Origin of the sequence: Modicisalibacter luteus DSM 23508 (assembly GCF_000378505.1) — a bacterium.
In the GTDB taxonomy this organism is placed as follows: Bacteria; Pseudomonadota; Gammaproteobacteria; order Pseudomonadales; family Halomonadaceae; genus Modicisalibacter; species Modicisalibacter luteus.
In genome coordinates, this window is record NZ_KB900005.1 from 3,543 (window position 1) to 16,109 (window position 12,567).

Below are 12,567 nucleotides of genomic sequence, written 5' to 3' on the forward strand. Positions count from 1 at the left end.
GGTGTCCCGCATGCGGTACGCTCAACATCGCTAGGGGGTAGCTGCTTTTGAGATCGGGTGTCCCGCATGCGGGACGCTCAAGCACAACATGAGATGGCTGTTTTAGTGCTTCCCAGGTGTCCCGCATGCGGTACGCTCAGACACAACATGAGGTAGCTGCTTTTGAGATCGGGTGTCCCGCATGCGGTACGCTCAGACACAACATGAGGTAGCTGCTTTTGAGCCCAGGTGTCCCGCATGCGGTACGCCCAACATCGCTAAGAGGTAGCTGCTTTTGAGATCAGGTGTCCCGCATGCGGTACGCTCAACATCGCTAAGAGGTAGCTGCTTTTGAGATCAGGTGTCCCGCATGCGGTACGCTCAACATCGCTAAGAGGTAGCTGCTTTTGAGATCGGGTGTCCCGCATGCGGTACGCTCATCGCTAAGAGGTAGCTGCTTTTGAGATCGGGTGTCCCGCATGCGGTACGCTCAAGCACAACACTCAGAGCGGGCCAAGAGGTGTTATCAGGTTGCCAAACGAGTTATTTCAGCCCTACGGCTTGAAGGCCTTGTCCGATCCAACTGTAGGGCGTCGCCATGGCTTCAGGCCATAGGTGAAATGCAGCGATGGTAAAAACGGATCCAAGCACAACACCACTGACAGATGAGCGCACTAGGAAAGCTCCAATAATGATGGCCAGACCGATAGGCGGGATAGGAAGGGGCATGAATTATCCTTCTCCTTCTTCCGCTGCTCTGGCTACCAGGCCCTTCATGGCGGAGACAATCGCTTGTGCCGGTTGTGCGCCAGCAATCAGTTGCATATTGCCCGTCTGATTATCGACTACCACTGTTGAAGGGGTACCGGTCATTCCCTGGGAGCGGGCCGTACGGGTCTGCTGGTCGATCCGGTCTAGGTGCCGTCCTTCCTGCATACACATCTGGAACTCGTCTGTATCAGCCCCGACGCTACCTGCCAATTTGGTTAAGTTGCCAGCGCCAGCGCCGTTGCTGCCGGTCTTTTCATACATTTCTTGTATTGCGACCCAAAAGCCACGATTGCCAAGTTGCTCACCGATGCACTCGGCGGCTTGAGCCTGTTTCACTGACGTGTCGCCAAGCACGGTCAAATGTCTATATTCCCAGTTCACATTGCCATTGCTGCCATCCACGATGGATTTCGGTGTGTCGTGAAAACGCTTACAGAAGCCGCATTCCGTATCGGCGTATTCGACAAGAGTAAATCGGGCACTTTGACTACCATAGATCCACTGTCCCTCCGGAGCTGTCTCTGCCGCAGCGTCGAATGGAGAGTAGCGAGCATTTATCTCGGCTTGTTGAGCCTCCTCTGCATGAGCTCGGATAGAGGCGCTCACGGCCTCCTGAAACGCCTCTGGACTGGAAAACTGCTGGGCGTTGGTCTGACGGTCGACCAGGGTGGACACTGCTTCGGTAAGTTGCGCCACGGCCTGTTGGGTATCATCGGCCTTTTGATTCGCGTTCCAGGCGGCGTAGCCAATAGAGCCAAATAAACATAAGCCGACCGCTACACCAATGGAAGTGGCAGCAGCTTCGAGTGGGCGGATGTTGAGGACTGGTTCACAGCAATACCTTTTGTCTAGTTTAGTAATAGGCGAGCAAGCTATCGGCGACACTGAAGGCAGCGTCAAATACCAGCCCGTATATGGCTTGGGCAATCACACCAACAACCGCCATCACACCGATGGCAACGCTGAACAGCAGTGGCTTGTTCTTGCCATAGGCGATCATGACCGGAACGGTGCCGCAGGCGCCCAGGATGGCACCAGCCCAAAGACCCAACTCTGGAAACAGCAAAACCTGAAAGGCGACGGCAAGCACTGTGAGGGTGCCGCAGCGACCGAATGCGGTCTGCTCGACGTCGCTAAAATCCAGGCGGTCATCCTGTGCAGTGTCGTTATTTCTCATCTGTCGTCCTCCGGCCAGTCGAACTGGCGTTCATTTGCGTTGTTATCCGTTCTCGCCCATGCAGGATCAGGGTCCACCCGTCTGGGATAGCAAGAATCATTTGGGCGAACGTCATCTCGTCAATTACGTCGATCTCTCGGCCAAGCCAGTGCCCAATAATCATTGGCCTAAGGCGTTCGCCGGCCTCTACGAAGAACCAATGTGGTGAAGTTCTCGCGCTGAGCCCTTTCTCTTGGCTCAAGGTGACGTAAGGGAACGTGTCCGTGAGCCGTTCATGCAGTCGATGCACGGCAACCGCCCGTTTAGCCAAGCTCCACTGTTCTTCGGTGACGCCCCAAAGCGCCAGATCAATAAAGGAAGCCTCCTGTAGCCGGTACGTGAGCAAGCCTGTCCTGCGACGTAACAGCTCTTCGACGAATTCCATCACTGCCGGCTCCTGGCCCTCCAACAATGTATTCAGCAACCGCATGCCTGGTGCCATTTCGCCGATGTAGTTCATATCACCAATGATACGGATTTCCTTAATAACGCAAGGGGTCGAGTGATGCCCTTGCGGGACGCTCTGGCACGACATGACGGCGAGGGAGTCAGGCATATTCCTTCGACTGTACTGTGTGTTGCTGGGCTATCACGCGACGTTCTGAAAGTAGCCAGACCTTGATGTAGCGAACTCGATGTCCCGGTGTGACGGTGCGAACATAGCCGTAGTCCGCAACAGGCTCGGCTCTGGTGTGCCTGAGAATCGTTGCATAGACAGAGAGCTGCATCCTATCGGCATGTGTGGCCCGCGCCTTGCCGCGTAGCTTGGTGTCGATGGGGACCAGGCAGCCCTTGCGGTTGAGAAACACCTGATCGGGTGTGCCATGAAGTGCGACGGGTTGTCGTGTACGTATCGGAGTTTCCGACATGACGAGCTGCCCAAGCATAACGTCTCGAGGCAAGCCCTCGCGGACCGCCCAGTGGACGCTCTTGCCGAAGACCCGCCGGCTGACCAGATCGATCACGGTAGTCATGACAGCCATTGCCAAAAACACGAGAAACAATTCAGGACCCATGCCAGCACTCCATAACCGGACGCTGTGGGAGACGCACCTGGTCGATAAGCCCATCCGTCATTGAGCTCAGGACTGCCCAACTCAGCGGTGCACCTTCTATGCATCGGCCGTGGTAGTCGAAACGCGTCTGGCCTTCCGTCCCGATAACGCCATGGGGTATGTCGTCCAAATCCCCGAGCCACATTCGTAACCGCAAATCGAGGATTTCGCCCCCGTGTAACTTCACCCAACAGTGCGGCATGACAATCGCCAGGCTCTGGGTGGGGTGTCACGAACATAGCCGCAATACGCTTGATGGCTGATACCGCCCATAGCAAGCAATGCACAGATTGCGTAGGTCATTCCGTCGCATTCGTCCGGTGCGTCTTCCAGAGGGAGCAATGCGCACATGATTTCTTCCAACCATTCGTTTAGGCCTTCACCTTATTCCATGCGTAATGCCCCTTTGATGCGTGTCTCTGGAGGGGACTGGCAACGACTTGCTCTAGGCCCGACCGGAGTGACACTTGCTAAGCAGTAATAGTGCAGTTATTGGTTGATATTCTGGTTCTGTAACGTCCTAGCAACGGCTCTCCAAGGATCGATATCATGCTGCAAGAAGGTGATCTAAAAATCACAGCGTATGCGTCCCCACGAGTGGATTAGCAACGTCCTAGCAGCGGCTCTATAAGGCTCAAACTCAAGTCGCAATAATGCGATCACAAAACCCTCGACTTTGCGTCCCCACGAGTGGATCAGCAACGGCTTAGCAGTGGCTTAGTAGCGGCTCTCTAAAGCTCATAATCAAGCCGCAAGATGTTGATCACAGAATTACAAGGTTCTCGCGACTATAAGTGGATTAGCAACGTCCTAGCAGCGGCTCAACAGAACCGAGGAACCAAGAGCAAAAAGCAATTCTGTCGTGCCCCAAGGATACGATGCGAAGCGTTCTTTCGCATGATTGTAAAGCCATAATTTTCATATCAATTTAGCATACCTTGGGCTCCAGCAGTTAGGATCTTACGCGCAAAAGCAAAAAGCGCAAGGGACGCTGGAACGGCTTAGCAGCGGCTATGTTGAATGCATATAATGTCTGCATGCTCCGTGGGTTAGGGTTTGTCACGTAGGGACTCTGGAACGTACCTGGAGGGATTTAGCAGCGGCTTTATAGATACGATAATGCACCGTGTAAGGCGTCATCATGTGACAGCTACCAGATCGGCTCTATGTTTGGATGAGTAACGTCCTAGCAACGGCTTAGCAGCGGCTCTCTAAGGCTTGAAATTAAGCTGCAAGATGCTGATCACAGAAGCACAGGGTTCGCGCCACTATAAATGGATTAGAAACGTCCTAGCAGCGGCTCTCGAAACACCATAAATCATGTTTTCCAGAGACGATGATGGATGAGAGCTACAAAGCCATACCATGGCGGCCCAGTAACGGCTCTGGAGGGACGCTATGGAGCCATGTGATACGTCGGGAGTGACGCTGTTTTGTAAGGACAACAAGTGCCATGGGTAGTGTCCCTAATTTGAGGCAAGCTGCGTTGCGCCTCGGGAAAACAGATGGCTATTGCCCAGCTACCAGTGCCCGTCCAGGCCAAGGCCACCGTTACCAGTTGCAGAACCCTTGAGCGATCGTGAAAGTCTTGCTGGCCACTGCTCAAGTTTTGAGCATCGCAACGGCGCAAATGATGTCTCAGGAAAACATCCCAAAGATCATCGTTTTGTTGTGACAGCGTTTAGTTATTTCCATAGTTTTATACACGGTTCCTGTGGATAGCAGCTATGCGAAGGTACATGGCGACAGGGAGGTATAAGAGCATTCAGCTCAGCGCCGTTGCGACGTGTCATAGCCAGTTGGCGTTGGGCAAGATGGCAGTGTCCGGCACATTACCGAACTCGACCCCATCTCCGAGCGAGGCAGGGCATGGCAATGTCTCTGTCCGGGATGCATGGAACCGCTGTGGGCAAAAATGGGAACATATCGCTCAAGAATGCCTGGTCCCGTCTGATGCGTTAAAAGTGGCGTGCAAGCAGAGCGATAGAGAGGGCCGTATCTACGCCAGAAATAGGCAGGTCGTTATGGCTTGCGACGAGGTCGCTGTGCGTGACGTACATCTTGAAAACCGACTGGGTGCGATTGCGATTGTCGTTGATCTCTGCGTAACGGATAATACTGGAACTTTGCTCGTAGTGATTGCGGTCACTCACTACGTGGACGAAGAGAAGAGAGCCAAAATAGAGGCATTGGGACATCGTTGCTTAGAGATAGACCTAAAGGGCCTCGATCGGCATTGCGACCCTGATGCATTACAGCGTCACCTGCTTTCGGCCAACCATGCACGCTGGGTGTACTACCCAGATGTTTCCTACTGGCACCAAATGCTGAGCGACGATCTCCAATCGCTTGTGCAAACCGCTAACAGACGGATCGCTGAGCGAACGCCACACCGCAGCACGAGCCCAACGGATCTCGGGTCCGACACTGAACAATTGGCGACACCTGGGTCAGGCAGTGCTGAGGAATTAGCCCAGGTGCTGTGGCGTAAGAACTATTCCCGCAATCGAAGGCGCAGTCGACGCTGACGCGTCATGACGGCGTCAGCTATTGGCTTAGGGCTGTGCTGGATCTTGGACCTGCACAGGTGACACCCCTCGCATAGCTTGTTCGTTCGTTGCGTTGTGCGTTTCCGAAATTTGTATTGTCTTTGCTGGCTGGCTTGCGATGGCTTCGGGATCGCTTAGATCTTGCGTAGAGAGATAACCGAGAGACAGGGAGAGACACCCAAATGCAGCGGCGGAAAACAAGATTTTATCTATAAACGGCTCAATTTAATGAATGCCCACGACGCCGCGCAGAGAAAGGGGATGAAGCAGGCGCTTGACGTGAGTGTGATAGAAATTCGGCCTCGTGGGCCGGGGTGGGCTTCCTTGCGACACCACAAGCATCCTGCTCATGCATCCTTGGCGCTGGTTCCGTCAGCGTTCTCGCTCTCCCTTGCTTAGCGGTCCCTGCTAAGCGAGACCATAGTGACAGGAACAGATTGCCGGCGCATCAGCCTATGTGATTGCTAAATAACTGAAAGGCGAGGACCTTTTAGAGGTAATAACAACGAGGCGGAACTGACCAGCCTTGTCCTATATCGATCTCTCGAGCTTATCAATGATGAGGTCATCTGGCCGAAGTTTCCGCTGAGGCTGTCGGAGCCCTCTGCGGCAACAGACAGGTGGTTAAGGACTCCTCCTTCCTGCATACCCTTCAGACGGCCCAGAATGGCCGTATGAGCTTTTTTTACCCTTGGGCAGGGGGGGTGGAATAGGGTAGGCACCGCAAGGCTTTCACAGCGCGTCTCTGAGGGAGAGCGCGCAATTCGCGGGTAAGTGCTGGATAGTTTGCTTGGGAGAGCTTATAGCGCCTGTTGAATAAGCGACGGAGCAACATGGCAATAATACTTTTCAGTTGTCCTTTCCTTAGCCAGGAAAGCGGAATATAGCTAAGCAATAAATAACAAGGTTGACGCCAAGCATCCTGTTGTAACGGTATATTGAATGATGATTAGCATAGCTCAATGTTTTAAGCGGTCTACTAAGCAATAGTAGGGCAGGGTAGGTGGGCGCTGCATTGCTAATCTATTATAACTCAATTTGGTACATCAAAACATGCTAGCTATTTTTTTGCCATAACAACTGCGGGAATGCCTGGCAACAAATGCCGCAGTAAAATTTGGCTACAGCATATGTAGATGCTTATTGAATACATAGAAGCTGGTTAATGATCCCTAGATCAACATATGATACCTGGAACAACGAATGATCCAGCTTATATCTGAATATCATTTATCTCAGTATTGCCTGCCCTGAAAACATCCTCAGTTGTTTGCGCAGTCATCCATGCGGCGTTTATGAGGCGCTGAACAACCCTTGTTAGGATTTGCTGTGTCAACTCAGCACCTGCTTAATGGCTAGACCTAAATAACCAGCGATGCAAAGGCCAGACCCAGGGCTAGGATCGTCAGGCCAGTTACTGATGCCATGAAAACATGATATTGGCGACGCTCCTTAACTCCGCCTCGCATATGCTTACGAACTGCCGCATTAAAATTGGCATGTTCTATATTGCCTGCCGCTATGTTATTGGCACGACGCTCCGTCGTGGCAGAAGGTGACCCAGAGGTACCACTAATAGCTGTGGCCGATATGCTTTTGTTCGATAGTGACTTACTGTTAGTTATCATGACTGTTCTTTTTATATTGGTAATCTTCATAACTATCCTCGACTAACTTCTTGTACCGGCGCATAAGTCTGCGCATTTGAGTGAGTAACATGGCGCGCTCACGCTGCTTGGCGTAATGACCCTCCACATACTCGGCAAAGTTCCTTTTCCCATGACGGGCAACGAGTGAATGTTGATTTGCTGTAGTTAGGATTAGAACTCGCCGTCCCTTTAGGAAGTTGTTTGGCGTAATACTTCCCTGTAGACGGCCCGCTTCGGGCAGGTCCGGTTGCACGCATCCACACCGCTTGCAGGGAAACATCAATTACACGGACCCGAGTTTGCAGCGTTGCGTCCTTTGCGCCCGAGTCGATCTCGTCTTGCATGTTGCTCCAGTAGGCATCGCAGATCAGCCGTGCATGAGCTGCTGCTGCATAGAATTCATGCTCGAGCAATTGAACGATCTCGCTGATCGCCTTGGTAGAAGAGTCTCGTATGTCCGGTAGGGTGAGGCCAGTATCCCCGGCAGATGTACCTTCCTCAGTGACCCGGCGCAACATCTCAGTTTCTACCACGCAAATCCCCCTTTTTGGCAGTGGCGGCTAGCGCCCATTTCCTACCCATATCTATCTCTTGGTAGACTTTCAGTTTCTACCAAAGGAATGCCAGCCGAACGAGCCGTTTGCTATGGGTAAGTTTACCAATAATTGGTAGAAGCACTAGAGGGTAGGGGTGTTTCTACCAATATTGGTAGAAACTAGGTGAAGTGGCTTGTCATAAGGGCGGATTTAATGGGCTCCCATATGCCGTTATTCTGGATGGGGAATGGCTCTGGAGGGATGCAGCAACGGCTCCCATATGCCGTTATTCTGGATGGGGAATGGCTCTGGAGGGATGCAGCAACGGCTCATATATGCCGTGTTTCTGGATGAGAAATGGCTCTGGAGGGATGCAGCAACGGCTCCCATATGTCGTGATATTGGATGACGAACGGCTCTGGAGGGATGCAGCAACGGCTCTCATAGGTCGTGACATTGGATGAGGAACGGCTCTCATAGGTCGTGACATTGGATGAGGAACGGCTCTGGAGGGATGCAGCAACGGCTCTCATAGGTCGTGACATTGGATAAGGAACGGCGCTGGAGGGATGCAGCAATGGCTTGCACATGCCACTTATTCAACGAATTTCTATATAGTCGGCTGAGTGAGAGCGCGTGTTAAGATACATTCGTAAAAGGGAAGTTGTCATAGACAGATAGAAGGAATGGTAACAATAGACACCGTAACATAGAGATTGGCCCAACGTAAATATCTGTCAAAATAACGGTGAGTAAGTCAATAAATTGACTATTGTCCATGGCCGGGAGGGGCCTGTTACCATAATGCTTAGATAGAATACGACATTATTGTGTTTTCGTTATATATTCTTCTGAGAAATCCATATTGACCAAACCATCCGAACCGTTTTGGATTCGATCCTAAATTTGGCGATTGTGTTTGATGCCCCACATGATGGCAATACGCCGATGTACTGGGCGAGTATCAGCTGGATTAAGCCTCCTTCGGATATCGAAGAAGCGGATCGTGAGGAGGCTTGGTGCCATGCCAAAGGTCTATCCCGCCATGAAGACCACTCCTCGTTCTTCTTGCACAGCGCCAACCTTTTAATCCTTGATGTAAATCTCTCCACGAGCCGTTTAACTGTCGACAGGTCAACGATCGGAGAAGCTCGCTATTCGGCTATAGAGGAGGTGCGACTCCCTCCACTGGTTCTCGGCTGGGAAGATGACGATGCTACGTTTGAAAAGCGTAATCTTCCGGGGCTGATACAAGTGCTGGATGTCGAGAGGTATGCTCGGGTCGATGATGCGCTGAGCATCTTTTCTCAATTGACAGAATTCGGAGACTCAGGTCGTCAACGGTTGGAAGCTTTTTTACTGTGGACTCCCCTTACCGCAGCATAATGTCAATGGTAATAAGCGGGGTTTCGCCTACTACGGCCGAAATATGGGACATTGCCGTGCTTAATTTACACCGGCCCGCATCCGGAATAATGGGTTCGTCACAACGGGCAGATATGTTCTACCATCAGATCACACCATTCCTGCCGTTGCTATTCCGGCTCTGTTGGGCGAGAAGCCTTATAGATGGCCAAGCCATCAGTACACATGCAAGGACAGCCTTTAGGTTGTACACTGAGTGCCAAGACACCTCTGTAGAGGAGGGTATACAAGGTGAGAAAAAATAGAGAAAGACTGATGGGTGCTAATGGCACGTCCGTCACCATGCCCGTTACGGACAAGCCCCGGAAGCGACGGAACAAGCTCCGGGTGGTAAGTTTTGCTGACACCCAGAAGCCGATGGCCGAGTCAGAAGTTTTCATGAAAGCTTCGGTCCAACGTCACAAGGATACTGTGGAGGCTGTGCGTCGCCACCGTGAGGAGCTTGTAACCTGAACCACTGAAGCCAGCAGCATACTGCTGGCTTCTCTGCTTGCTGGGTTCGCCAGGAAGCTACCCCTCGATGACACGTTCCTGGTCCGTGTGGCTCCAAGGTCAACGATGCCCATCATCCCGTCGCCAAGACTATCCCAACTGCTCGCGCCACCTAGACAGCTGTCACCACTCCCAGCGCCGTGTGATTCTATGCCTTGCTTCTGTCTCTCTGTAACAGTGCTAGCAAGCTGACACCTCCCTAGGGGCGTCCTCCAAGAGCTCTTTTCGACAGGGGAGCGCCAGCTACCCTATACGATGATTCGCCTTCGATTGCATACATACGGTGGAATTATGACCCGCTTTTCCATAGGCCCCAGCCTGTTGTTATGGCTAACGCTCGCCATTGTTCCCTCAGTGGCTGGCGCTGAAACCGTAGAGGAGTGGTTGGAGTCGGTTACACCATCGGAGCAATCCGCTGCCCCCCCAATACTGGCGGGAGCTACTTCGACGGAAGTCCCAGTGTGGTCGAGGAGCCATTTAAACCAACCGCTTGGCACGATGACGAACAGCTGTACATAGCATTCGAGATTGCCGCGAACACTGCCTCTATCGAAAACACTTCAAGATCGCGGGGGAGGGGATAGGTAGCCTGCGCATCCCTGAGGGTATCTCATCGCACGACGAGATTTTTGGTGAAGCGGAGATCTCGCGCGAACAGGTCTTTATAGCGGCTGAAGCAGAGATCGCCGAGGCTGGGCGGTCTCAAGTTCCAAGCGCAACACTATTGAAGTGTGTCTGGTCCAGCGACTGATTTCTTGAAAACGTCCGCGTAAACCTCCAGCGGCGTCCGCCAATCCAATCCCTTGCGTGATCTTGTGTTCAGCGAATCAGCAATCGCATCGAGTTCATCCTGGCTGTATACCGAGAGATCAGTCCCCTTCGGCAGGTACTGACGCAGCAGGCCGTTGGTATTCTCATTGGAGCCGCGCCGCCACGGGCTGTGCGGGTCTGCAAAATAGATCGCACTGCCGGTCCGCTGGGTAATTTCGGCGTGCTTCACCATCTCTCTGCCCTGATCGTAGGTCATGGAGAGACGCAGGGATCGCGGTACCTCATTCAGCTTGTCGCTGAACCCGGTAGCAGCGGCCGTGGCGGTAGTGCCGTCCAGCTTCACCAAGAGCACCAACCGGGTGGTGCGCTCCACCAGCGTGCCGACGGCGGATCGGTTGTTGGCGCCCACGATCAGATCACCCTCCCAGTGGCCGGGCATCAGGCGGTCCTCGATCTCGGGCGGTCGCAGGTGGATGCTGACCAGATCAGGAATCTGGCCGCGTCGATCCTTGCCACGGCTGCGTAGCCTTGCCTAAAGTCGAAGACTCGCATCAATGTCACTTCATAACTGACGACCGTTCCGGGGGAGCATGAGCGGCGAGAGCTGGCGATATCCTCGAAGGCCGTCTGCGCTTCACGGGAAAGATAGAGCAGGTGGTCTGATACGGCTGAATCGCCCACCATACCTGGCCCGGTGTCAGGCTGACAGCAGGCTCAGCGAAGACTTCCCAGCCTGCACCTTTGACCAATTTCAGTGCCGAAGCCATCTGCCATACTTTGCGAGCACCTCGGTACTGTCAGACAGGACAGCACGGGCACTTGCATCAAGCGGTACGGAAAGCGTCAGTGAGGTAGCGCTCATCAAGTCTCCCAGCGATTTCAGCATTGCGAGCGTCGCCACTATGTAGCAGATCTGCATAAGCGAGTAGTGGATGAACCATGCCACTCTCGGGACTCTCGTCGATCCAGAAGCGCTCCATGATCCGAAGGTTGGGCTCGACACCGGCTGGAGGCTTCCTCAAACGGTGCGCCTGCATCAGTTGGGGCAGGTTCTTTCTGGGCAGATAGAGCGTGGCGACCTGCGGTTTCAAGTGTCCGCTGTAGTAGCTGCCGGCAATCTCGCCGCCCCACGCTGCGTCCAGGCGGGCAACGCTATCATCACCCCACCAGTCCGTGGCCTCGCTGTAGAACTCCCCGATTGCCAGCTTGGAAGCAAGTTTTTCCCCGTAGCCTACGACCCAGCGCTCCATCAGTTTTCGAGGCTCGGTGATCTTGGTGGTCTTGCGATTCCCCTTCGCAAAGGTCGCTAGGTGGCCCCCGACCTCGAGCGCCTTGAAAACGTTCTCGACGGTACCGTGGGATACCCCGGTGCGCTGGGCGATGGTGCGGATTGACGCTCCTGTCAGCTCGGGTTGGGTCAACAGGTGATAGATAACCACCAGCCCCTTGCGCTGAAAGGCTCGCTCAACCGGGTGTGATTCCTGCGCGGCCGCCGTGGCCGTCGTGCGCCGGTTACCTCGGATAAATACCTTGAGTTGGGGCTGATCAATAAAGGCATTGCCTGCGGTATCTATGAATTGGATACCCCGTCTCTGAAGCGTCCGGGCGGCATTGGCGTTGAGATAGTCAGCGATCAGCAGTCGGTCAGGGGCGTTGGTCCATTGGTATGGAAGTGCGGCTATCTGGTGTGACACCCATCGTTTCACTTCGCCACGAAAGCGGTGCCCGTCCAGGTCAGCGAGGTAATCGTCCTGAGGGGCACCCTTCATGGGTAATCCCAGCGACGCGTTCAGTCCGGTTTCGGATTGGAAAGCGGCGATGGCCTCTTCAGCAATGTGCCAGTCGTGTGACGTTGCCATGGTGTCCAATAATTCTCTGTGTCCAATAATAATGTACATCTTGAAAAAATGGACAGCAAGGCAATATGGGATTCCTTGGCAGGTACGTGCTCAAGAAGCAAATCCAGCAAGACTGACTTGTAATCCCCGCCCGGCAAGGCTTACCACTACAGTGCTAAAATGGTTCTATTATAGAAAAGCATATATTCCATGCTGCTACGACACTTACAAGCCCTACGCTTGCAGAGACCCTGCCGACAAGCCCTGGTAGGCACCGCATTCCTCC

8 protein-coding genes and 1 pseudogene are annotated in these 12,567 nt (G+C 53.4%); 1 reads left to right on the plus strand and 8 read right to left on the minus strand.

The annotated features are described in order from the left end of the window. Positions 1-711 precede the first annotated feature (711 nt). From F568_RS0119060 to mobI, 6 genes are all read right to left on the minus strand, one after another. Positions 712-1,650, minus strand: a complete 939-nt coding sequence (locus tag F568_RS0119060) for a DsbA family protein (RefSeq protein WP_169338686.1) — start codon at positions 1,648-1,650, stop codon at positions 712-714. Further along, complete coding sequence (locus F568_RS0119065) at positions 1,604-1,927, minus strand: hypothetical protein (RefSeq protein ID WP_019020367.1); 324 nt, start codon at positions 1,925-1,927, stop codon at positions 1,604-1,606. The genes F568_RS0119060 and F568_RS0119065 overlap by 47 nt, the downstream gene beginning before the upstream one ends. Continuing rightward, positions 1,917-2,522: a hypothetical protein gene (locus tag F568_RS0119070; RefSeq protein WP_019020368.1), complete on the minus strand. Its 606-nt coding sequence runs from the start codon at positions 2,520-2,522 to the stop codon at positions 1,917-1,919. The genes F568_RS0119065 and F568_RS0119070 overlap by 11 nt, the downstream gene beginning before the upstream one ends. Continuing rightward, positions 2,515-2,982 carry a hypothetical protein gene (locus F568_RS23345; RefSeq protein WP_019020369.1) on the minus strand — a complete coding sequence of 156 codons (468 nt, stop codon included), beginning with the start codon at positions 2,980-2,982 and terminating at the stop codon, positions 2,515-2,517. The genes F568_RS0119070 and F568_RS23345 overlap by 8 nt, the downstream gene beginning before the upstream one ends. Before the next feature lie 3,949 nt (positions 2,983-6,931). Continuing rightward, on the minus strand, positions 6,932-7,228 hold the full coding sequence (locus tag F568_RS25040; protein WP_156817507.1) for a hypothetical protein: 297 nt from the start codon (positions 7,226-7,228) through the stop codon (positions 6,932-6,934). A gap of 68 nt (positions 7,229-7,296) precedes the next feature. Further along, positions 7,297-7,752, minus strand: coding sequence for a conjugative transfer protein MobI(A/C) (gene mobI, locus F568_RS25045; RefSeq protein ID WP_156817508.1), 456 nt, complete (start codon positions 7,750-7,752; stop codon positions 7,297-7,299). An 891-nt stretch (positions 7,753-8,643) separates the two neighbouring features. On the opposite strand from mobI, the gene F568_RS0119095 reads away from it, so the two are divergent. Continuing rightward, positions 8,644-9,141 carry a hypothetical protein gene (locus F568_RS0119095; RefSeq protein ID WP_156817509.1) on the plus strand — a complete coding sequence of 166 codons (498 nt, stop codon included), beginning with the start codon at positions 8,644-8,646 and terminating at the stop codon, positions 9,139-9,141. A gap of 1,252 nt (positions 9,142-10,393) precedes the next feature. Here the strand turns inward: F568_RS0119095 and F568_RS23355 are convergent. Beyond that, positions 10,394-10,972, minus strand: a pseudogene (locus F568_RS23355) (IS30 family transposase); the annotation flags it as partial. A 295-nt stretch (positions 10,973-11,267) separates the two neighbouring features. Next, positions 11,268-12,302 (minus strand): type IV toxin-antitoxin system AbiEi family antitoxin, encoded by a 1,035-nt coding sequence (locus F568_RS0119110; RefSeq protein WP_169338687.1) that lies wholly within the window; start codon positions 12,300-12,302, stop codon positions 11,268-11,270. Positions 12,303-12,567: the final 265 nt, after the last annotated feature.

Bases quoted from the DNA above. Each gene is read 5' to 3' on its own strand.
- F568_RS23345 (WP_019020369.1), bottom strand. From the start codon at position 2,982: ATGGGTCCTGAATTGTTTCTCGTGTTTTTGGCAATGGCTGTCATGACT.
- F568_RS0119065 (WP_019020367.1), bottom strand. From the start codon at position 1,927: ATGAGAAATAACGACACTGCACAGGATGACCGCCTGGATTTTAGCGAC.
- F568_RS0119070 (WP_019020368.1), bottom strand. From the start codon at position 2,522: ATGCCTGACTCCCTCGCCGTCATGTCGTGCCAGAGCGTCCCGCAAGGG.
- F568_RS25040 (WP_156817507.1), bottom strand. From the start codon at position 7,228: ATGAAGATTACCAATATAAAAAGAACAGTCATGATAACTAACAGTAAG.
- F568_RS0119110 (WP_169338687.1), bottom strand. From the start codon at position 12,302: ATGGCAACGTCACACGACTGGCACATTGCTGAAGAGGCCATCGCCGCT.